The organism is Saccharopolyspora sp. NPDC049357, assembly GCF_040677225.1.
Lineage (GTDB): Bacteria > Actinomycetota > Actinomycetes > Mycobacteriales > Pseudonocardiaceae > Saccharopolyspora.
In genome coordinates this window covers 141,373-160,978 of record NZ_JBFAQJ010000002.1, presented here as the reverse complement: position 1 = coordinate 160,978, position 19,606 = coordinate 141,373, and the positions used below count along the sequence as shown (strand labels likewise).

25 protein-coding genes are annotated in these 19,606 nt (G+C 70.3%); 19 read left to right on the top strand and 6 right to left on the bottom strand.

Features of this window, described 5'->3' with window-relative positions; genetic code table 11:
- Positions 1 to 61: 61 nt before the first annotated feature.
- From AB0J91_RS02470 to AB0J91_RS02455, 4 genes are all read right to left on the bottom strand, one after another.
- Complete coding sequence (locus AB0J91_RS02470; protein ID WP_363863316.1) at positions 62 to 790, bottom strand: phosphoadenylyl-sulfate reductase; 729 nt, start codon at positions 788 to 790, stop codon at positions 62 to 64.
- The gene (locus AB0J91_RS02465) at positions 790 to 945 is read right to left on the bottom strand and encodes an Insertion element protein (protein ID WP_132679448.1); all 156 of its coding nucleotides are present in this window, start codon (positions 943 to 945) and stop codon (positions 790 to 792) included. The genes AB0J91_RS02470 and AB0J91_RS02465 overlap by 1 nt, the downstream gene beginning before the upstream one ends.
- Positions 942 to 2,639: a nitrite/sulfite reductase gene (locus tag AB0J91_RS02460; RefSeq protein ID WP_363863313.1), complete on the bottom strand. Its 1,698-nt coding sequence runs from the start codon at positions 2,637 to 2,639 to the stop codon at positions 942 to 944. Before AB0J91_RS02460 ends, AB0J91_RS02465 begins: the two co-directional genes overlap by 4 nt.
- Before the next feature lie 119 nt (positions 2,640 to 2,758).
- Entirely contained in the window at positions 2,759 to 2,851 is a 93-nt protein-coding gene (locus tag AB0J91_RS02455) for a putative leader peptide (RefSeq protein WP_363863310.1), read from the bottom strand.
- A gap of 66 nt (positions 2,852 to 2,917) precedes the next feature.
- Here AB0J91_RS02455 and hemW point away from each other — a divergent pair, with 66 nt between their 5' ends.
- The 19 genes from hemW to AB0J91_RS02360 all read left to right on the top strand — a co-directional run bounded on the left by hemW (position 2,918) and on the right by AB0J91_RS02360 (position 18,552).
- Entirely contained in the window at positions 2,918 to 4,141 is a 1,224-nt protein-coding gene (gene hemW, locus AB0J91_RS02450; RefSeq protein WP_363863307.1) for a radical SAM family heme chaperone HemW, read from the top strand.
- A gap of 32 nt (positions 4,142 to 4,173) precedes the next feature.
- A complete protein-coding gene (locus AB0J91_RS02445) occupies positions 4,174 to 4,371 on the top strand; it encodes a ribbon-helix-helix protein, CopG family (RefSeq protein WP_363792731.1) in 198 nt (65 codons plus the stop codon).
- The gene (locus AB0J91_RS02440; RefSeq protein ID WP_363792729.1) at positions 4,372 to 4,761 is read left to right on the top strand and encodes a Fic family protein; all 390 of its coding nucleotides are present in this window, start codon (positions 4,372 to 4,374) and stop codon (positions 4,759 to 4,761) included.
- Between the two features lie 168 nt (positions 4,762 to 4,929).
- Positions 4,930 to 5,952 carry a heat-inducible transcriptional repressor HrcA gene (gene hrcA, locus AB0J91_RS02435; RefSeq protein ID WP_363792727.1) on the top strand — a complete coding sequence of 341 codons (1,023 nt, stop codon included), beginning with the start codon at positions 4,930 to 4,932 and terminating at the stop codon, positions 5,950 to 5,952.
- Between the two features lie 61 nt (positions 5,953 to 6,013).
- Positions 6,014 to 7,186 carry a molecular chaperone DnaJ gene (gene dnaJ / locus AB0J91_RS02430; RefSeq protein ID WP_363792726.1) on the top strand — a complete coding sequence of 391 codons (1,173 nt, stop codon included), beginning with the start codon at positions 6,014 to 6,016 and terminating at the stop codon, positions 7,184 to 7,186.
- 8 nt (positions 7,187 to 7,194) lie between these two features.
- Positions 7,195 to 7,929: a 16S rRNA (uracil(1498)-N(3))-methyltransferase gene (locus tag AB0J91_RS02425; RefSeq protein WP_363863304.1), complete on the top strand. Its 735-nt coding sequence runs from the start codon at positions 7,195 to 7,197 to the stop codon at positions 7,927 to 7,929.
- A 280-nt stretch (positions 7,930 to 8,209) separates the two neighbouring features.
- Positions 8,210 to 8,575 carry a histidine triad nucleotide-binding protein gene (locus AB0J91_RS02420; RefSeq protein ID WP_363792722.1) on the top strand — a complete coding sequence of 122 codons (366 nt, stop codon included), beginning with the start codon at positions 8,210 to 8,212 and terminating at the stop codon, positions 8,573 to 8,575.
- A gap of 126 nt (positions 8,576 to 8,701) precedes the next feature.
- Positions 8,702 to 9,754, top strand: a complete 1,053-nt coding sequence (locus AB0J91_RS02415; protein ID WP_363863669.1) for a PhoH family protein — start codon at positions 8,702 to 8,704, stop codon at positions 9,752 to 9,754.
- Positions 9,751 to 10,311, top strand: coding sequence for an rRNA maturation RNase YbeY (gene ybeY / locus AB0J91_RS02410; protein ID WP_363792720.1), 561 nt, complete (start codon positions 9,751 to 9,753; stop codon positions 10,309 to 10,311). The genes AB0J91_RS02415 and ybeY overlap by 4 nt, the downstream gene beginning before the upstream one ends.
- A gap of 10 nt (positions 10,312 to 10,321) precedes the next feature.
- Positions 10,322 to 11,644, top strand: coding sequence for a hemolysin family protein (locus AB0J91_RS02405; protein WP_363863301.1), 1,323 nt, complete (start codon positions 10,322 to 10,324; stop codon positions 11,642 to 11,644).
- Positions 11,637 to 12,002 carry a cytidine deaminase gene (locus tag AB0J91_RS02400; protein WP_363792716.1) on the top strand — a complete coding sequence of 122 codons (366 nt, stop codon included), beginning with the start codon at positions 11,637 to 11,639 and terminating at the stop codon, positions 12,000 to 12,002. The genes AB0J91_RS02405 and AB0J91_RS02400 overlap by 8 nt, the downstream gene beginning before the upstream one ends.
- Before the next feature lie 321 nt (positions 12,003 to 12,323).
- Entirely contained in the window at positions 12,324 to 13,229 is a 906-nt protein-coding gene (era, locus tag AB0J91_RS02395; RefSeq protein ID WP_363863298.1) for a GTPase Era, read from the top strand.
- A gap of 122 nt (positions 13,230 to 13,351) precedes the next feature.
- Complete coding sequence (locus tag AB0J91_RS02390; RefSeq protein WP_363863296.1) at positions 13,352 to 14,077, top strand: RDD family protein; 726 nt, start codon at positions 13,352 to 13,354, stop codon at positions 14,075 to 14,077.
- 3 nt (positions 14,078 to 14,080) lie between these two features.
- The gene (locus AB0J91_RS02385) at positions 14,081 to 14,521 is read left to right on the top strand and encodes a DUF2752 domain-containing protein (RefSeq protein ID WP_363863293.1); all 441 of its coding nucleotides are present in this window, start codon (positions 14,081 to 14,083) and stop codon (positions 14,519 to 14,521) included.
- A gap of 44 nt (positions 14,522 to 14,565) precedes the next feature.
- A complete protein-coding gene (recO, locus tag AB0J91_RS02380) occupies positions 14,566 to 15,378 on the top strand; it encodes a DNA repair protein RecO (protein WP_363792710.1) in 813 nt (270 codons plus the stop codon).
- 61 nt (positions 15,379 to 15,439) lie between these two features.
- A complete protein-coding gene (locus AB0J91_RS02375; protein ID WP_363863290.1) occupies positions 15,440 to 16,270 on the top strand; it encodes an isoprenyl transferase in 831 nt (276 codons plus the stop codon).
- 3 nt (positions 16,271 to 16,273) lie between these two features.
- Positions 16,274 to 16,699: a hypothetical protein gene (locus AB0J91_RS02370; RefSeq protein ID WP_363863287.1), complete on the top strand. Its 426-nt coding sequence runs from the start codon at positions 16,274 to 16,276 to the stop codon at positions 16,697 to 16,699.
- A gap of 207 nt (positions 16,700 to 16,906) precedes the next feature.
- On the top strand, positions 16,907 to 17,851 hold the full coding sequence (locus AB0J91_RS02365; protein ID WP_363863666.1) for a permease: 945 nt from the start codon (positions 16,907 to 16,909) through the stop codon (positions 17,849 to 17,851).
- A complete protein-coding gene (locus AB0J91_RS02360) occupies positions 17,851 to 18,552 on the top strand; it encodes a TIGR03943 family protein (protein WP_363792704.1) in 702 nt (233 codons plus the stop codon). Before AB0J91_RS02365 ends, AB0J91_RS02360 begins: the two co-directional genes overlap by 1 nt.
- 233 nt (positions 18,553 to 18,785) lie before the next feature.
- Here the strand turns inward: AB0J91_RS02360 and AB0J91_RS02355 are convergent, their stop codons facing one another.
- Together AB0J91_RS02355 and AB0J91_RS02350 are read right to left on the bottom strand one after the other, a co-directional pair.
- Positions 18,786 to 19,211 (bottom strand): Fur family transcriptional regulator, encoded by a 426-nt coding sequence (locus AB0J91_RS02355; RefSeq protein ID WP_363863284.1) that lies wholly within the window; start codon positions 19,209 to 19,211, stop codon positions 18,786 to 18,788.
- Positions 19,208 to 19,567, bottom strand: coding sequence for a metalloregulator ArsR/SmtB family transcription factor (locus AB0J91_RS02350; protein ID WP_363863663.1), 360 nt, complete (start codon positions 19,565 to 19,567; stop codon positions 19,208 to 19,210). Before AB0J91_RS02350 ends, AB0J91_RS02355 begins: the two co-directional genes overlap by 4 nt.
- Positions 19,568 to 19,606: the final 39 nt, after the last annotated feature.

The window sequence follows — 19,606 nt, the reverse complement described above, 5'->3', positions numbered from 1 at the left end:
CCTCCGTCGTCTCCCGGACACCCGCACCCGGGTCGAAGTCGTGCTCGTGTGCGCTGAGAACTCAGCCGTGCAATCCGCATTCGGTCTTGGAGCTGCCCGCCCAGCGCCCGCTGCGCGGATCCGCGCCCGGCTGCGGCTTGGCGGTGCAGGGCTGGCATCCGATGGACGGATACCCCGCGGGAACCAGCGGGTTGACCAGCACGCCGTTGTCGTCGATGTAGCGCTGCATCTCCTCGTCGGACCACGCCGCCAGCGGGTTGACCTTCACCAACCCGTTGCGGTCGTCCCAGGTGAGGATCGGGGTGTTGGCGCGGGTCGGCGCCTCCACCCGGCGCACGCCGGTCACCCACGCCTCGTAGCGGGACAGCGTGTTGCGCAGCGGGACGACCTTGCGCAGGAAGCAGCAGCGCTGCGCGTCGCGCTCGTACAGGCGCGGGCCCTCGGCCTGGTCCTGCTCGGCGACGGTCTGCTCGGGAAGCGCGTTGACCATCTTCACGTCGTAGACCTGCTCGACGGCGTCGCGCGTGCCGATGGTCTCGGCGAAGTGGTAGCCGGTCTCCAGGAACAGGATCTCCACGCCGGGCATGGCCTTGGCGGCCAGGTCGACCAGCACCGCGTCCTGCATGTTGGAGGCCACGATCAGCCTGCCGTCGCCGAAGTGCTCCGCCGCCCAGCGCAGCGCTTCCTCCGCGGTGGCGTCGGCCAGCTCCGGCGCGGCCTTGTCGACCAGCGCCTTGAGCTCCTCGTCGCTGCGTCGCGATCCGATCTGTGTGGTGGTTTCGGCGGTCATCAGTCTCCGTTCCCTCCCAGCGCCAACCCGACCAGCCGCACGGTGAAGACCCGTCGGCAGGCGTGGCACTTCCAGGCCCCGGAGGGCTCTTCCTCCGGGGTGAGGTCCTCGTCGCCGCAGTACGGGCAGCACTGCGGCACCGCCCGCTCGCTCATTTGAGGTCGTCTTCCTCGGCGCGGGCGACCCACTGCGCGAACCGCTCGCCCTCTTCGCGCTGGTCGAGGTAGTTGCGCACGAGCCGCTCCACGTAGGGGCCGACCTCGGAGGAGATGACCTTGTGGCCGCGGATCTTCCGGCCGAACCCGGTGTCGATGGCCAGGCCACCGCCCAGGTGCACCTGGAAGCCCTCGACCTGGTTCCCGTCGCCGTCCGGGACCATCTGGCCCTTCAGCCCGATGTCGGCGACCTGGGTCCGGGCGCAGGCGTTCGGGCAGCCGTTGAGGTTGATCGTCACCGGGTCGGTGACACCGGCCTGCACGTCGGCGAGCCGCTTCTCCAGCTCGGAGACCAGGTCGATCGCCCGCTGCTTGGTCTCGACGATGGCGAGCTTGCAGAACTCGATGCCGGTGCAGGCCATCACGCCGCGCCGCCACGGCGACGGGTCGGCGTGCAGGCCCAGCTCGGCGAGGTCCGCGGTCAGACCCTCCACGTCGGACTCGGCCACGTCGAGCACCAGCAGGTTCTGCTCGACGGTGGTGCGCACCCGCTTGGAACCGACGCGCTCGGCGGCCTTGGCGACCTCCATCAGCGTCGAACCGCTCACCCGGCCGGCGGCGCTCTTGACGCCCACGTAGTGGTTGCCGTCGACCTGCCGGTGCACGCCGAGGTGGTCGCGGTGACCCGAGGGCGTCTCCGGCGCGGGCCCGTCGATCAGCTTGCGGCCCAGGTACTCGTCCTCCAGCACCTGCCGGAACTTCTCCGCGCCCCAGTCGGCGAGCAGGTACTTCAGGCGGGCTCGGTTGCGCAGGCGGCGGTAGCCGTAGTCGCGGAAGATCTGCACGACCCCGTGCCAGACCTCGGCGGCGTCCTCCTGCGGAACCCAGGCGCCCAGCCGCACGGCCAGCTTCGGGTTGGTCGACAGACCGCCGCCGACCCACAGGTCGTAGCCCGGACCGTGCTCCGGGTGGACCACGCCGACCAGCGAGATGTCGTTGATCTCCGGGACCGTGTCCCAGCGCGGCGAACCCGAGATCGCGGTCTTGAACTTGCGCGGCAGGTTCGACAGCGACCGGTCGCCGATGTAGCGCTCGGTGATCTCGGCGATCGCCGGGGTCGCGTCGATGATCTCGTCGGCGGCGATGCCGGCAACCGGTGAACCGAGCACCACGCGCGGGCAGTCGCCGCAGGCTTCGGTGGTGGACAGCCCGACGCTCTCCAGCTTCTCCCAGATCGTCGGCACGTCCTCGACGCGGACCCAGTGCAGCTGGACGTTCTGCCGGTCGGTGATGTCGGCGGTGTCGCGGGCGTAGGTCTGCGACACCTCGCCGATGACCCGCAGCTGCTCGGTGGTCAGCGCACCGCCGTCGATGCGCACCCGCATCATGAAGTAGCGGTCGTCGAGGTCTTCGGGCTCGATCGTGCCGGTGCGCGCTCCGGGGATGCCCGGCGCGCGCTGGGTGTACAGGCCCCACCAGCGGAAGCGGCCTCGCAGGTCACCCGGGTCGATCGCGTCGAAACCCCGGTGGGCGTAGATGTTCTCGATCCGCTCGCGCACGTTGAGCGGGTTGTCGTCCTTCTTGGAGCGCTCGTTTGCGTTGAGCGGTTCGCGGTAACCGAGCGCCCACTGGCCCTCGCCGCGGGTCTTGCGCTTGCGGGCAGGACGAGCAGGCGATTCCGTGGGGGGAGCCATGTCCGCGACCTCCGGGACTTCCAGGCGCGAAGCCTCCGCGTGGAAGTACCGTCGGCGTGACGGCTCTCACTCCTCGGAGGCCCGGCGCCGACTGAACAAGACAAAAAGACGGCGGGGGATCAGACCTTGCCGAGGCAGAGCGCGCTGGCCACCCGCCGCAGGTCAACGTACCTGCGGGCGACCAGGAGAAGCTTTGGCAGAGTCGCACCCACGTCGCGCAGCGTGCCACGCGTGAACCGGCGGGACCAACCCCATCCGCATGGTGAGACAGTGGAAGCGTGCCTGCTCAACCCCCTACCGGCGAACCGGCCCCGGCCGACGGGAGCCTCCCCGAATCGGCCCTGACCGGGCTGGGTTCGCGCCCCTTCGGCGTCTACGTCCACGTGCCGTTCTGCGCCACCCGCTGCGGGTACTGCGACTTCAACACCTACACCGCCGATGAGCTGGGGTCTTCGGCGAGTTTCGGCAGTTGGCTGGACGGTCTGCGAGCCGAGTTGGAGCTCGGTGCGAAGGCCCTCTCCGGAGGCCCCGCGCCGGCCGCTGAGACCGTCTTCGTGGGAGGCGGAACGCCCTCCCTGCTGGGCGCTGAGCGGCTCGGCTCGGTCGTCGATGCGATTCGGGACACATTCGGCCTGGCAGCGGGGGCCGAGGTGACCACTGAGTCCAACCCGGAGTCGACCTCCCCGGAGTTCTTCGAACGCATTCGAAAATCCGGTTTCACGCGTGTGTCCCTCGGCATGCAATCGGCCGCCGAGCACGTGCTGCGCGTGCTGGAGCGCACCCACACGCCGGGGCGTGCCGTGGCCGCCGCCCGCGAGGCTCGCGCCGCCGGGTTCGAGCACGTCAACCTGGACCTGATCTACGGCACGCCGGGGGAGCGCGAGCAGGACCTGCGCGACTCGCTGGACGCGGTGCTGGAAGCGGGCGTGGACCACGTCTCGGCGTACTCGCTGATCGTGGAGGACGGCACGGCCATGGCCCGCAAGGTCCGCCGCGGCGAACTGCCGATGCCCGACGAGGACGTCCTCGCCGACCGCTACGAGCTCATCGACGCCAAGCTGGCCGAGGCCGGTCTGCACTGGTACGAGGTCTCCAACTGGGCGCGCGACGCCGACGCCGAGTGCCGCCACAACCTCGGCTACTGGCAGGGCGGTGACTGGTGGGGCGCCGGTCCGGGCGCGCACAGCCACGTCGGTGGCGTCCGCTGGTGGAACGTCAAGCACCCCGCCCGCTACGCCGCAGCCCTCGCCGAAGGCGATTCCCCGGCGCAGGCCCGCGAACTGCTCACCGCCGAGGACCAGCGCATCGAGCGCGTCATGCTCGAACTCCGCGTTCGCAGCGGCCTGTCGGTGCGGACTCTCGACGACGCGGGCCGCCGAGCCGCCGACCAGGCCGCAGCTGACGGCCTGCTGGAGCCCGACGCCCTCGCCGACGGCCGCTGCGTCCTCACCGACCGCGGCCGCCTCCTCGCCGACGCGGTCGTCCAAGACCTCCTCGCCTGACATCGGTTGGTATCGCGCGGTATCATGCGGTCATGGCGATGACTCTGCGGCTGACAGACGAGGAAACCGAGGCTCTCCGTCAAGCGGCGGAAGACGAGCACCGGTCGATGCAGGACGTTGCGCGCCAGGCCATTCGCGAGTACACGGCCCGGCGTGAGGTCTCGTTCGCGGAGGCCGTCGACTTCGTGGTGCAGCGAGACGCCGAGCTCATCGAGAGGTTGGGTCAGTAGGTGACCAGGTTTCCCTCCATCGATGACCTGGTCCTCGCCGCGACACGCGCTCTGGGGCATCAACCGGAGGTTCGAGACTGGGGTTTGCTGCAGGGCGCGCTCGCACGCGCACAGGCAACCGTTTTCGGGAAGGACGCCTATCCGACGGTGCACGACAAAGCGGCGGCCTTGTTGCATTCGCTCGTCCGCAACCACGCGTTGGTGGACGGCAACGAGCGGCTCGGGTGGGTCGGCACCTTCGGTTTCTACTGGATCAACGGTGTTCTCCTGACCGCTCCGACGGTTGATGACGGTGAGAAGTTCGTGGTGGCCATCGCCTCCGGCGAGCTCGATGTTCCGGAAATCGCCGGGACGTTGCGCGCTTGGACGGCTCCACGGCTCCGTCAGTAGCAGCGCTGCCGCACGCCTGCGCGGGTGCGAGCTGCGGCTCTCGGTTCTGGGGGACGAACACCGTAAACTCGATGTGGGCGCCCAGAGCCCCGAGCTTCGGGTGCGCGGATCGGTGTGGGCAAGGATTACCGCGAAATCCGCTGGGCAGGCTGTTGAGGAGGTGCGCGGGTGAACGCGGATGAACGCCGCTTCGAGGTCCTGCGGGCGATCGTGGCCGACTTCGTGTCGTCCAAGGAGCCGGTCGGTTCGAAGGCGTTGGTCGACCGCCACAACCTCGGTGTGTCCAGCGCCACCGTGCGCAACGACATGGCGGCCCTGGAGGAGGACGGCTTCATCGTCCAGCCGCACACCAGCGCCGGACGGGTGCCCACCGACAAGGGCTACCGGTTGTTCGTCGACCGGTTGCACGAGGTCAAGCCGCTGACCGGTCCCGAACGCCGCGCCATCCGCAACTTCCTGGACGGCGCTCTGGACCTCGACGACGTGATGCGCCGCAGCGTGCGGTTGCTCGCGCAGCTCACCCAGCAGGTCGCCGTCGTCCAGTACCCGACGCTGACCCGGTCCACCGTCCGGCACGTCGAGGTGGTCACGATCACCCCGGCGAGGCTGATGCTGGTGCTGATCACCAACACCGGCCGCGTCGACCAGCGCATGGTCGATCTCGGCGACGTCATCACCGACGACGACGTGGCCCGGCTGCGGACCGTGCTCAACTCGGCGATGACCGAGAAGCGGCTCGCCGACGCCTCCGCCGCGGTGGCCGAACTGCCCGACCAGGCCCCGCCGGAACTGCGGGACGTGCTCATCCGGGTCTGCGGCGTGCTCATCGAGTCGCTCGTGGAGCACCCGGAGGAGCGGATGGTGCTCGGCGGCACGCCCAACCTCACCCGCAACGTCGCTGACTTCCCGAACTCGCTGCGCCAGGTCCTCGAAGCCCTGGAGGAGCAGGTGGTGGTGCTCAAGCTGCTCGCCGCCGCCCGCGATTCGAGTACCGTCCGGGTCAGCATCGGGGCGGAGAACGAGGCGTTGGAGATGCAGACGACCTCGGTGATTTCCACCGGATACGGTTCGGATGGCATGGTCTTGGGCGGTCTGGGCGTTGTCGGCCCGACCCGCATGGACTACCCCGGAACGATGGCGGCGGTCCGTGCCGTGGCCGCGTACGTGGGTGAGATCCTGGACGGCCGGTGAGGTTCGCACCGGCATGACCGGCATTCACTCGACTTAATCGAGCAGAGGAAGTACGGAGAAGGTGGCCAGGGACTACTACGCGACCCTCGGGATTTCCCAGGACGCGACACCCGAGCAGATCAAGCGCGCATACCGCAAACTCGCCCGGGAACTGCATCCCGACGTCAATCCGGACGAGGCGGCTCAAGAGCGGTTCGCGGAGGTGACCACCGCCTACGAGGTGCTCTCCGACCCGAAGAAGCGCCAGGTCGTGGACCTCGGCGGGGACCCGCTGGGCAACGGCGGCGCCGGTGGCGGCACGGGCGGCGATCCGTTCGCCGGCTTCGGCGGCCTCGGCGACATCATGGACGCCTTCTTCGGGGGCGGCGCAGGCGGCGGCGGTGGCCGAGGCCCGCGCAGCCGCGTGCAGCCCGGTTCCGACGCCCTGCTGCGCCTGGAGCTGACGCTGGAGGAGTGCGCCAGCGGCGTCAACCGCGACATCACCGTGGACACCGCGGTGCTCTGCGACGTCTGCGACGGCGGCGGTTCGAAGGCAGGCAGCGCGCCATCGACCTGCGACACCTGCGGTGGTCGCGGCGAGGTGCAGTCGGTGCAGCGCTCCTTCCTGGGCCAGGTCATGACGTCCCGCCCCTGCCCGGTCTGCCGCGGCTTCGGCGAGGTCATCACCGATCCCTGCCAGCAGTGCTCCGGTGACGGCCGGGTCCGCGCGCGGCGCACCATCACCGTCAAGATCCCGGCGGGCGTCGGCGACGGCATGCGCGTCCGGCTCGCCGGCGAGGGCGAGGTCGGCCCCGGCGGTGGCCCGGCGGGCGACCTGTTCGTCGAGGTCGAGGAACTGCCGCACGAGCGGTTCACCCGCGACGGCGCCGACCTGCACTGCAACGTCGAACTGCCGATGACCGCGGCGGCGCTGGGCACGGTGCTGCTGCTGGAGACGCTGGACGGTTCGCGCGAGGAGATCGCGGTCGAGGCGGGCACCCAGCCCGGCACCGAGCACGTGATCACCGGACGCGGGCTGCCCAAGCTGCGCTCCAACGGCAAGGTCAGCGGCCACGGCGACCTGCACATCCACCTGGACGTCGTGGTTCCGACGAACCTCGACGAAACCCAGTCGGAGATGCTGCGCGACCTGGCCAAGCTGCGCGGCGAGGAGCAGCCCGAGCCGACGGTGACCGCCAACGGCAACGGCAGGCAGGGACTGTTCTCCCGGTTCCGCTCCTTCGGGCACCGCTGAGGCAGCCCGTGTCGCTGCCGGTCTTCTCGGTGGAGCGGTTGCCCGCGGCCGGATCCACCACGCTGGACGGCCCCGAGGGCAAGCACGCCGCCACCGTGCGCCGCCTGCGCGTCGGCGAAGAGCTGCTGCTCTCCGACGCGCAGGGCGGCATGGCGCGCTGCGTCGTCGAGGCCGCCGAACGCGATTCGCTGCGGTTGGCCGTGTCGGAGACCTGGCACGAGCCGCAGCCGGAGCTGCGCGTCCGGGTGGTCCAGGCGCTGGTCAAGGGCGATCGCGGCGAGCTCGCCGTCGAACTGGCGACCGAGGCGGGGGTCGACGCCGTCGTGCCGTGGCGCGCGTCCCGCTGCGTGGCCAAGTGGGACGACGGGCCGCGCGGTGCCAAGGCCCTGGCGCGCTGGCGCAGCACTGCGGCGGCAGCGGCGAAGCAGGCGCGCCGGGCCTGGACGCCCGAGGTCACCGAGCCGGTCAGCACCAGGCAGCTCGCCGCGCTCATCGCCGAGGCCGACGCCGCGCTGGTCCTGCACGAGTCGGCCACCGGCCCGCTGACCTCCGCCGATCTGCCGGACTCCGGCGAGGTGCTGCTGGTGGTGGGCCCGGAGGGCGGCATCACCGACGACGAGCTCACTGCCTTGGGTGACGCCGGAGCGCAGGTCACCCGCCTGGGGCACACGGTTCTGCGGGCCTCGACCGCCGCGGCCGTGGCGCTGGGGGCGCTGGGGGCTGTCACCACCCGCTGGTCCTGACACCTCGGGTCACCAAGATCCAGAACTTCCCCGTTTGCGTAGCGCGATCGACTGACGCGGAGATACGCTCGGTGGCGGCGAGAGTGCGACGAGCAACGTCGTCACCGGTGTCCCACGGGCATCGGGTTCTCCGCACTCGCCGGACTCCTCCCCCCTTGGTCCGGCGAGAGCTGCGCCGCAAGTGGAGCACTCCCCCCAGCCCCGGTTGCGGCGCAGCACCTCAAAGACGGCGCCACTTCCGCCCGCGGCTCGGACATCGACTTCGGCTAGCCTTCGGGGCATGAGCGAGGAGAAGGAGCTGTTCCTGCGCATCATCGCGCGGGAGATCCCGGCCGACATCGTGCGGGAGAACGAGCGGGTCATCGCGATCCGCGACATCAACCCGCAGGCCCCGACGCACGTGCTGGTCATTCCCAAGGAGCGGTACCGCAACGTCGCCGAACTGGCCGCCGCCGACCCGGAGCTGCTGGGCGAGCTGATCACCACCGCGCACGAGATCGCGAAGGCGGAGGGAATCTCCGAGCCCGGTTACCGGTTGTTGTTCAACACCAACGCCGACGCGGGCCAGACCATCTTCCACGTGCACCTGCACCTGCTCGGCGGGGAATGGCTCGGTGGCATGACCGGCGGTCCGCTCAAGGGCTGACCGGCGCGTTCCGGGGGAGCATGTCGGCAACTCGGTTGCTCCTGTGGACTACCATCGGTGCAGGGAGAACTGACCGAACGACCCGCGCGCAACGCGCAGAAGGTAGGCCCGAACTACGTGGCCGGTATCGCAGCGGGTGGCGCCGCCGCCCAGTCCGGAGAGCAGCCGCAGACCGCAACGGCTCAGTCCAAGGTGAACATCCCCGACGACGTCGTGCTGACGCTGGTGGGTAGCCGGGACGAGAACCTGCGGGTCGTCGAGGACCTGCTCACCGCCGACGTCCATGTCCGGGGCAACGAGGTGACTCTCTCCGGGGAGCCTGCGGAGGTCGCGTTCGCGGAACGGGTGTTCGCCGAGCTCATCGCCCTCATCGGCAAGGGCAGCCAGCTCAATCCCGACATCGTCCGCCGCAGCGTGGGGATGCTCTCGGCCGACCACAACGAGTCGCCGGCCGACGTGCTCAGCCTGGACATCGTGTCGCGGCGCGGTCGGACCATCCGCCCCAAGACGCTCAACCAGAAGCGCTACGTCGACGCCATCGACCACCACACCGTGGTGTTCGGCATCGGCCCCGCCGGTACCGGCAAGACGTACCTGGCCATGGCCAAGGCCGTGCAGGCGTTGCAGGCCAAGCAGGTCAACCGGATCATCCTCACCCGCCCGGCCGTCGAGGCCGGCGAGCGGCTGGGGTTCCTGCCCGGCACCCTCTACGAGAAGATCGACCCCTACCTGCGGCCGCTGTACGACGCGCTGCACGACATGGTCGATCCGGAATCCGTGCCGCGCCTGACCCAGGCGGGGACGATCGAGATCGCCCCGCTGGCCTTCATGCGCGGGCGCACGCTCAACGATTCCTTCATCATCCTGGACGAGGCGCAGAACACCACGCCCGAGCAGATGAAGATGTTCCTGACCCGCTTGGGCTTCGGCTCCAAGATCGTGGTCACCGGTGACGTCACCCAGATCGACCTGCCCGGGGGCCAGCGCAGCGGCCTGAAGATGGTGCAGAACATCCTGGACGACGTCGACGACGTGCACTTCTCCCAGCTGGACAGCCACGACGTGGTGCGGCACCGGCTGGTCACCGACATCGTCAACGCCTACGACCGCTGGCACGCGATCAACGACGCCGACCAGCACGACGAACGGCGCAACGGCCAGCGACGAGGACGAGCATGACCATCGAGATCGCCAACGAATCCGGCGTCGCGGTGCCCGAGGAGACGATCGTCTCGGTGGCCCGCTTCGCGCTCGACAAGATGAGCGTCAGCCAGCTCGCCGAGCTGTCCATAGTGCTGGTGGACCTCGACGTGATGGCCGACCTGCACGAGCGGTGGATGGACCTGCCCGGCCCCACCGACGTGATGTCCTTCCCGATGGACGAGTACGACTCGGCCCGCCGCCCGGACTCGGCCGGTTCCGGTCCGGCGCTGCTCGGCGACATCGTGCTGTGCCCCGCCTTCGCCAAGGACCAGGCGAAGAAGGCCGGTCACAGCACGCTCGACGAGCTGCACCTGCTGACCGTGCACGGCGTCCTGCACCTGCTCGGCTACGACCACGCCGAGCCGGAGGAGGAGCGCGAGATGTTCGGGCTGCAGAACCGCATCCTGGCCGAGTACCGCGAGGCGCGTGACGAGGCCGAGCGGGCGCAGGCCCAGCGCAGCGCGGACGACAAGGTCCTGGGCGCGGTCGGTCTGGACGACGAGCCGGGCGCGGGCCCGGCTCCGGTGAACTAGAGGAGTGGAGTTGGCCGGTTCCACCGCGTTCTTGGTGCTCGCGGTGCTGCTGGTGCTCGCGGCCGGGGTGTTCGCCGCCTCCGAGGCGGCCATCACCGTGGCCTCCCACGCGCGCGCCGAAGACCTGGCCCGCCAGGGCCGCACCGGCGCGAAGCAGCTCGTCCTGCTGCTCGGCGACCGGCCCAGGCACGTCAACCTGCTGCTCCTGCTCCGCCTCGCCTGCGAGATGGGCGCGACCGTGCTGGTCACGGTGGTGGCGCTGCGCGTCGCGGAGTCGGAGGCCTGGGCGCTGGTCGTCGCGGTGCTGATCATGCTGGTCGCCTCGTACGTGCTGGTCGGCGTCGGACCGCGCACGCTCGGCAGGCAGCACCCGTACGGCATCGGCCTGAAGATCGCGGTGCCGGTCCGCGTGCTGGCCCGATTGCTCAACCCGCTGACCCGGCTGCTGATCCTGATCGGCAACATGATCACGCCGGGCAAGGGCTTCCGCGAGGGACCGTTCTCCACCGAGGTGGAGCTGCGCGAGCTGGTCGACCTGGCCGGTGAGCGCGGCGTGGTGGCCGCGGGCGAGCGGGAGATGATCCACTCGGTCTTCGAGCTCGGCGACACCCTCGCGCGCGAGGTGATGGTGCCGCGCACCGAGATCATCTGGATCGAGCAGACCAAATCGGCTCGGCAGGCGCTCGCGCTGTGCCTGCGCTCGGGCTTCTCCCGGATCCCGGTGATCGGTGACAGCGTCGACGACATCGTCGGCCTGGTCACGCTCAAGGACCTCACCCGCATCGTGCTGGAGACCACCGACGCCGCAGGGCCCGCGGTGGTGGAGCTGATGAGGCCCGCGACCTTCGTGCCCGACACCAAGCGGCTCGACGAGCTGCTGCGCGAGATGCAGATCTCGCGCGGTCACCTCGCCATCGCCGTCGACGAGTACGGCGGCACCGCCGGTCTGCTGACCATCGAGGACATCGTGGAGGAGATCGTCGGCGAGATCACCGACGAGTCCGACCGGGAGGAGCACCGCCCGGTCGAGCGCATGGAGGACGGCACCGTCCGGGTGAGCTCCCGGCTCCCGGTCGAGGACCTGGGCGAGCTGTTCGACGTCGAGCTCGACGACTCCGACGTGGAGACCGTCGGCGGTCTGCTGGCGCAACGGCTCGGCCGGGTGCCGCTGCCGGGCGCCGAGACCGAGATCGCCGGCCTTCGGCTGCGCGCCGAGGGCGGCAAGGACCACCGGGGCCGGATCCGCATCAACGCGTTGCTGGTCCACCGGGTGAACACCGATCAAGCACCGCTGCGCGGTGCCGACCAGGAGGGAAGCAACAGCCGTGGCTGAGCACGTCGAGAAGGCGGCACCGCAGGAGCTCGACCCGGAGGACGCCAAGATCGTCACGCTCGCGCGTTCCTCCCGCGCCCGCAACGGCGCCGCCGAAGGCGCGGCGGTCCGCGACACCGACGGCCGCACCTACGCGGCCACCACGGTGGACCTGTCGTCCCTGAAGCTCACGGCCTTGCAGGCCGCCGTGGCCGCGGCCGTCTCCAGCGGCGCCGAGGGCCTGGAGGCCGCCGCGGTCGTCACCGACGCGGAAACCCTCGACCACGCCTCGGTCGCGGCCGCCCACGACCTCACCAAGAACACCCCCATCCTCCGAGCCAACGCCAAGGGCGAGGCCCAAGCCCTCATCGCGGACTGACCAGATTTCAGTGGAACTCGGGACCCCGATTTCAGTGGAACTCAGGGTCCCGATTTCCACTGAAGTCCGGTCCCGGGGATCCACTGAAGTCCGGTCCCGGAGTTCCACTGAAGTCCGGTCCCGGAGTTCCACTGAAGTCCGGTTCCGGAGTTCCACTGAAGTCCGGTTCCGGAGTTCCACTGAAGTCCGGTCTCGGAGTTCCACTGAAGTCCGGTTACCGATTTCCACTGAAATCCGGTCACCCGTGGTGCGGGAGGGTGGGGACCGGGTCGTGCGGTGGGTGGTGAGCAGGTGGGGACGGGGGACCGTCACAATGGGGCGGTGACCTCCGAAGATGCCCACCGTTCCGGATTCGCCTGCTTCGTCGGCCGACCCAACGCCGGCAAGTCGACGCTGACGAATCGCCTGGTCGGAACGAAGGTGGCGATCACCTCCAGCAAGCCCCAGACGACCCGGCACGCGATCCGCGGCATCGTGCACCGCCCCGACGCCCAACTGATCATCGTCGACACCCCCGGCCTGCACCGCCCGCGCACCCTGCTCGGCCGCAGGCTCAACGACCTGGTCTACGAGACCTGGTCCGAAGTGGACGTCGTCGGTTTCTGCGTGCCCGCCGACGAGAAGGTCGGTCCCGGCGACCGCTTCATCGCCGAGCAGCTCAAGAAGGTCTCCCGCCGCACCCCCGTCGTCGGGGTCGTCACCAAGACCGACCTGGTGCCCAAGCAGCAGGTCGCCGAGCAGCTCCTGGCGCTGCAGGAGGTGATGGACTTCGCCGAGCTCATCCCGGTGTCGGCGAAGGACTCCTTCCAGGTCGACGAGCTCTCCAACGTGCTGGTCTCGCAGCTGCCGGAAGGCCCGCAGCTGTACCCGGACGGCGAGCTGACCGATGAGCCGGAGACGACGCTGATCGCCGAGCTGATCCGCGAAGCCGCGCTGGAGGGCGTGCGCGACGAGCTGCCGCATTCGTTGGCGGTCACCGTCGAGGAGATGAACCCGCGCGAGGGCCGCGACGACCTGATCGACGTGCACGCGCTGATCTACGTCGAGCGCTCCAGCCAGAAGGCCATCGTCATCGGCCGCGGCGGAGAGCGGTTGCGCACGGTCGGCTCCCAGGCGCGCAGGCAGATCCAAGCGCTGCTGGGCAGCAAGATCTACCTCGATCTGCACGTCAAGATCGCCAAGGACTGGCAGCGCGATCCCAAGCAGCTCCGCAAACTGGGGTTCTGATCATTTTTCCAGCTGGCTTTTCCGGAACCGCCCACGACGCACGCGCGTCTGAGCTACGTTTCCGATCGGCCTCGCAGCGGGCCGGAGACGTCCCGAAAAAACCTGGAAAAAGGACTTCTGTCGTGAACTACCCCTACGGCGGCCCGCCGTCCGGTCCGCAGCAGCCCTACGGCGGCCCGCCCTCGGGCCCGCAGCCGCAGCAGCCCTTCGGTCCGCCGTCGGGCCCCCAGCCGCAGCAGCCTTACCCGCCGCAGCAGGGCTACCCGCAGCAGTACCCGCCGCAGCCCTACGGCGCGCCGGGCGCCCACCCGGCCGGTCAGCTCGCCGAGTGGGGAACCCGAGTGCTGGGTTACCTGATCGACGGCGCGATCCCCGGAGCCGTGTTCTTCCTGCTGTACATCATCTCCGGTTTCATCATGGGTGCCGTCGCCAGCGGTGGTGACGAGGACGCGGCGATGACGGCGTTGATCGTCGTCGGGATCATCATGGGCCTGCTCTACCTGGGTCTGCTGGGGTTCACCATCTGGAACACCTGCTACCGGCGCGGGAAGACCGGGCAGACGCTCGGCCAGAAGGTCGCCAAGATCAAGACGGTCGGTGAGGCCACCGGTCAGCCGATCGGCTTCGGCAACGCCTTCCTGCGCCAGATCTGCCACGTCGTGGACTCGGCGATCTGCGGTCTGCCCATCGGCTGGCTCTCCCCGCTGTGGGACGAGAAGAAGCAGACCTGGGCGGACAAGATCGTCAAGACCGTCGTGGTCGTGGTCCCGGAGGGACAGCAGGCCTTGCAGGCCCCCGGCTACGGCCAGCCCCCGCAGCCGGGCTACGGCCAGCCGCAGCAGTGGTGACCCTTGACTGACGTCGATGCCGGTGCGGGACGACCCGCGCCGGCATCGTTGTTTCTCCACCGGATGCGCTTGCCCGGCGCGGCGCTGCTCGCGGGCTGCGCGGGCGCCGCGCTCGTGCTGGCCGTCGATCCCACCTCGGACGCCGGTTTCCCGCTGCCGCCGTGCCCGATCAAGCTCCTGACCGGCTTCGACTGCCCGGGCTGCGGCGGCACCCGGATGCTGTTCAGCCTCCTGCACGGCGACTTCCCCGCGGCCCTGCACTACAACGCCCTCGCCGTGCTGCTCCTGCCGCTGCTCGCCTGGTCCTGGACGGCGTGGGTCGCCGGTCGTCTCGGCCGCCGCCTGCCGACGTGGACTCGTTGGCGCTGGTCACCGCAGGCCCTGCTGGCGGTGGTAGTGGCCTGGGTCCTAATCCGCAACGCCGTCCCCGCGCTGCGCACCTAGGGACAACTCGCCTGCTCGTCACCCCGAAGTGCGAAAATGGACCGGTGAGCCTCTACCGGGATACCGCGGTCGTGCTGCGGGTGCAGAAGCTGGGTGAGGCGGATCGGATCATCACGCTGCTGACCCGGCGCTACGGCAAGGTGCGCGCGGTCGCCAAGGGCGTGCGCCGGACGACCTCCCGCTTCGGCGCCAGGGTCGAGCCGTTCTGCCACGTCGACGTGCAGCTCTACACCGGTCGCACGCTCGACGTCATCACCCAGGTGCAGACCGTCGACGCCTTCGGCGTGCAGATCGTCGAGGACTACCAGCGCTACACCGCCGCCTGCGCGGTGCTGGAGACCGTCGACCGGCTGGCCGCCGAGGAGGGCGAGCCGGTGCTGCGTCTGTACCTGCTGGCCGTCGGGGCGCTGCGCGCCCTGTCCGGGCGGGACCGCGATTCCTCGCAGGTGCTCGACGCGTTCCTGCTGCGCGCGATGTCCTTCGCCGGCTGGTCACCCGCGCTGACCGAGTGCGCCCGCTGCGGGCAGGGCGGTCCGCACGCCGCGTTCAACGTGCAGGCCGGTGGCGCGGTGTGCGCGACGTGCAGGCCCGCCGGTTCGGTCAGGCCTTCGGCGCTGACCTTGCCGCTGATGGAGGCGCTGCTGCACGGTGACTGGGACACCGCCGAGGCCGCCACCGGACCGGTTCGCCGGGAGGCCAGCGGTCTGGTCGCCGCGCACCTGCAGTGGTACATGGAGCGGCAGTTGCGGTCGTTGCCGTTGGTGGAGCGGACCGTGCCCGAGCTGATCCGCGAACGCGCTTCGGAAGCGGCGCTGGTCGGAGCCGCGGACGGGGAGAGCGGGCGGCCGCTGAACTGATGATCGAGCTCGGCGGGGACAATGGCCGCGCACGTCGAGCACGCCGAAGGAGAACCTGGATATGTTGCGACGCCGTGGGCGAGGCAAGGACGACCCGACCGTTCGGGCACCTGAGCCGCACTCCTCGGGGGCCAAGCCGCCGGCGTTGCCGCCGGAGTTCGTGCCCAACCACGTCGCGGTGGTGATGGACGGCAACGGTCGCTGGGCCAACGAGCGCGGGTTGCCGCGCGTCGAGGGCCACAAGCGCGGCGAGGCGGTGGTGCTGGAGCTGGCCAGGGGCGCCATCGAGCTCGGCGTGAAGTGGCTTTCGCTGTACGCGTTCTCCACGGAGAACTGGAAGCGCAGCCCGGAAGAGGTGCGCTTCCTGATGGGCTTCAACCGGGACGTCATCGCTCGCCGCGTCGACGAGCTCGACGAGATGGGTGTGCGGGTGCGCTGGGCGGGGCGCAAGCCGAAGCTGTGGCGCAGCGTGGTCAACACCCTGCAAGCGGCCGAGGTTCGAACCGCTGGGAACGAAGTCCTCAACCTGACGATGTGCGTGAACTACGGTGGTCGGGCGGAGGTCGGCGACGCCGCGCGGGAGATCGCGCGACTGGCGGCCGCCGGGAAGATCAACCCGGAGAAGGTGGACGAGCGCACCATCGCCAAGTACACCTACCAGCCGGAGATGCCGGACGTGGACCTGTTCATCCGACCGTCGGGCGAGCAGCGGACGTCGAACTTCCTGCTCTGGCAGTCCGCCTACGCCGAGATGGTCTTCCAGGACACGCTGTTCCCCGACGTCGATCGCACGCACTTCTGGCAGGCGTGCGAGCAGTACGCGCGCCGGGACCGCCGCTTCGGCGGTGCAATCGATCGGTCGGCGACAGCCACGTCGGCCCAGGAGGGCTAATTGATGACCCAAGAGGCCGCTACCACCGCGCGGTTGATGACCGCGGCCAAGGAAGCGCTCGAGAACTACCACGACGTGCACGTCGACGACGACGGTGCGCTGACGTTCAGGCACTCCGAGGTGCCGTGCGCGGTTCAGGCGATGCAGCTGGCCGAGGGCCTGACCGTGCTGAGCCTGACCTGCGTCGTCGCGTGGGACCTGCCGGCGGGTGACGAGCTGGCGCAGTCCGTCGCCGAACGCGCGGGCCAGGGACTGTTCGGCACGCTGGGCGTGGTGCGCACCGAGCGGGGCGTGGACGTGACGCTGCGGTACGCGTTCCCGGCGGAGGGCATGGAGCCCTCGCCGCTGGGCACCCTGCTGATGCTGGTCGTCGCGACGGCGTCGCAGCTGCGCTCGGAGCTCCTCGCGGAGTCCGAGGGCCCGGTCTGACCCAGCGGAGATCGCTTCTCCGCGCGAACCGAGAGCACCCGCGCGGGTGATGCCGTGGTGTGTCGGAACCCCGGGTGAACCGGGGTTTCGTCACACCGGGGGCCGAGCCCGCAACGATGCCCTCGCAGCACTGGCACGATTGCTGCCGTGACCGAGATCGTCGAGCCGCAGCGGACGCGCCGTCCCGTGATCACCTCGCTGGAGGTGATGTGCGGGCTGCTGGTGCTCGCCGTGATCTTCCAGCCGCAGCTGACGGCGGTCCTGGACGTGCCCGCGCTGCGCACCGGATCGACCGTGTTCGTCGCCGTGTGCGTGCAGGCGATGCCGTTCCTGGTGTTCGGCGTGCTGGTCAGCGGCCTGATCGCGGCGTTCGTGCCACCGCGCGTGCTGCACCGGGCCCTGCCGGTGCGCACGGGCGCGGCGGTACCGGTCGCCGGGCTCGCCGGCGTGGCGCTGCCCGGCTGCGAGTGCGCCTCGGTGCCGGTGGCGCGGCGGCTGATGCAGCAGGGAGTGGCCCCGGCCGCTGCGCTCGCGTTCCTGCTGGCCGCACCGGCGGTGAACCCGGTCGTCCTGGTCTCCACGGCGGTGGCGTTCCCCGCCGACCCGTGGATGGTGCCCGCCCGCTTCCTCGGCTCGCTGCTGACCGCCTGCGCGATGGGCTGGCTGTGGGCCAAGCTCGGCCGCGCCGAGTGGCTGGCCGAGCGCGCGCTGCGGCGCGTCGAGTCGCATCAGGCCCAAGGAGGTCGGTGGGCGGTGTTCGCCGAGTCCGCGCGGCACGACCTGGTGGAGGCCGGCGGCTTCCTGGTCCTGGGCGGGCTGACCTCGGCGGTGTTCAACGTCCTGGTGCCCGCGGCGTGGTTGGAGACGCTGGGCGGTCAGATCGTGCTCGGCGTGCTGGTCATGGCGGTGCTGGCCGTGGTGCTGGCACTGTGCAGCGAGGCCGACGCGTTCGTGGTCGCCTCCATGCCCGGCCTGCCGCTGCTGCCGAAGCTGGTGTTCCTGGTGGTCGGTCCGGCGGTGGACCTGAAGCTGATCGCGTTGCAGTCCGGCGCCTTCGGCCGCCGCTTCGCCGCCCGCTTCGCACCGGCGACGTTCCTGGTCGCGATCGGATGCGCGTGCGCCGTGGGCGCCGTGCTGCTGGGAGGTGCGTGATGCGGCGGGAGAGCCAGAACATCCTGCTGGTGCTGCTCGGCGGTGCGCTGCTGAAGATCTCGCTGACCGGCGACTTCCTGCGCTACGTCAAACCCTCGCTGCAGCCGTGGCTGATCGCCGCCGGGCTGGTGATGATCGGGCTCGCCGGATTCGCCATCGTCCGCGACGTCCGCGCCGGGCAGGCTGTGGACCAGCACGAGCACGGCACCCGCAGCCCCTGGATGCTGCTGCTGCCGGTGTTCGCGATCTTCCTGATCGCCCCGCCCGCGCTGGGCTCGGACTCGGTCACCCGCGACCGCGCCGCAGGCGCCCCGGCGGCCCCCAGCCAGGCCCGGTTCCCCCCGCTGCCACCCGGCGAGGCGCCGACGCTGAGCATGTCGGAGTTCCTGACCCGCGTGGTCTGGGACGACACCGGCGAGCTCAACCACCGAACCGTCCGCCTGCAGGGGTTCGTCGTGCACCCGACGCCGGAGACCACCCAGCTGGCCAGGATGCGGATCAGCTGCTGCGCTGCCGACGCCACCGCGGTCAAGATCGACCTCGCCAGCCCGCGGGCCGAAGGGCTCCCCGCCGACACCTGGATCGAGATCACCGGCCGCCTGCGCCCGGGCACGGCCACCGAAGCCAACGACTACGTCCCCACGGTCGACCCGCTCACGATCGAACAGATCCCAGCCCCACCGGACACCTACGAGTACTAGGAGATGGTGAGCGCTCGCTTTGCGTGGCGGTGCGGGTGGCGGAAACCCCCGAAGGGGAAAGCGCAGCGGCTTCGTGGACTCCGTGCGCCACTCCTGATGTGTTCCGCTTGCCCAGGGGTGGACATCGGCGTCGCGGCGTGCTCGCCACGAAGCCGCTCAGAACCCGCGGCGGTGCCAGTTGCCAGCGTGGTGAAAGAGGATGCGGCTCCGCCGCATGCCTTTCAACCAGTCCTTCAGTGGCCCTTGGCGGTGCAGTCCGGGCAGGTGCCGACGATCTCCACCGTGTGGCTGACGTCGGAGAAGCCGTGTTCCTGGCCGATGCGCTCGGCCCAGTTCTCCACCGGTGGGTCGGCGACCTCGACGGTGCGACCGCAGTACCGGCACAGCAGGTGATGGTGGTGGTGGCTCGAACAGCGCCGGTAGACGGCCTCGCCGGAGGCGGTGCGCAGCACGTCGACCTCGCCGGCGTCGGCGAGCGTCTGCAGCGTTCGGTACACGGTCGTCAGACCGATCCCCTCGCCCTGTCGCCGCAGCTCCTCGTGCAGCTCCTGGGCCGAGCGGAAGTCGTTGACGTGGTCGAGCAACTGCGACACCGCAGCCCGCTGCTTGGTGGCGCGCAGTCCCGGTACGCCTACGGTGGGCTCCTGGCCGGTGGTCACGCTGTCTCCGTCTCCTGTCCGCCGTCGTCTGCGTCGTCGCCCGTCCGTGCGCGGGCGGTCTCCTCGGCGTGCGTCGCCGCATCCACCACGATATGCGCCAAGTGCTCGTCGACCAGCCGGTACATGACCTCGCGGCCGTGCCGCTCACCGAAGACCACGCCCGCCGACTTCAACACCCGCAGGTGCTGGCTGATCAGCGGCTGCGCCACGCCCAGCGCGTCGACCAGCTCGTGCACGCAGCGCTCCGACGTGCGCAGCTGCAGCACGATCGCGATGCGCACCGGCGCGGCCAGCGCGCGCAGCAGCTCACCCGCGTCGTGCAGGACCCGCTGGTCGCGCACCGGAACCGGCCGCACGTCGCGGTCCGGCGAGTGGACGTGGTCCTCCGGCCGGTC

What these genes read in the sequence shown, in the direction of transcription:
- AB0J91_RS02360 (WP_363792704.1), top strand. Translation starts at nt 17,851, where the DNA reads ATGCGGCGGGAGAGCCAGAACATCCTGCTGGTGCTGCTCGGCGGTGCG.
- AB0J91_RS02465 (WP_132679448.1), bottom strand. Translation starts at nt 945, where the DNA reads ATGAGCGAGCGGGCGGTGCCGCAGTGCTGCCCGTACTGCGGCGACGAG.
- AB0J91_RS02470 (WP_363863316.1), bottom strand. Translation starts at nt 790, where the DNA reads ATGACCGCCGAAACCACCACACAGATCGGATCGCGACGCAGCGACGAG.
- AB0J91_RS02370 (WP_363863287.1), top strand. Translation starts at nt 16,274, where the DNA reads ATGACCCAAGAGGCCGCTACCACCGCGCGGTTGATGACCGCGGCCAAG.
- AB0J91_RS02445 (WP_363792731.1), top strand. Translation starts at nt 4,174, where the DNA reads ATGGCGATGACTCTGCGGCTGACAGACGAGGAAACCGAGGCTCTCCGT.
- AB0J91_RS02365 (WP_363863666.1), top strand. Translation starts at nt 16,907, where the DNA reads ATGTGCGGGCTGCTGGTGCTCGCCGTGATCTTCCAGCCGCAGCTGACG.
- AB0J91_RS02420 (WP_363792722.1), top strand. Translation starts at nt 8,210, where the DNA reads ATGAGCGAGGAGAAGGAGCTGTTCCTGCGCATCATCGCGCGGGAGATC.
- ybeY (WP_363792720.1), top strand. Translation starts at nt 9,751, where the DNA reads ATGACCATCGAGATCGCCAACGAATCCGGCGTCGCGGTGCCCGAGGAG.
- AB0J91_RS02375 (WP_363863290.1), top strand. Translation starts at nt 15,440, where the DNA reads ATGTTGCGACGCCGTGGGCGAGGCAAGGACGACCCGACCGTTCGGGCA.
- AB0J91_RS02460 (WP_363863313.1), bottom strand. Translation starts at nt 2,639, where the DNA reads ATGGCTCCCCCCACGGAATCGCCTGCTCGTCCTGCCCGCAAGCGCAAG.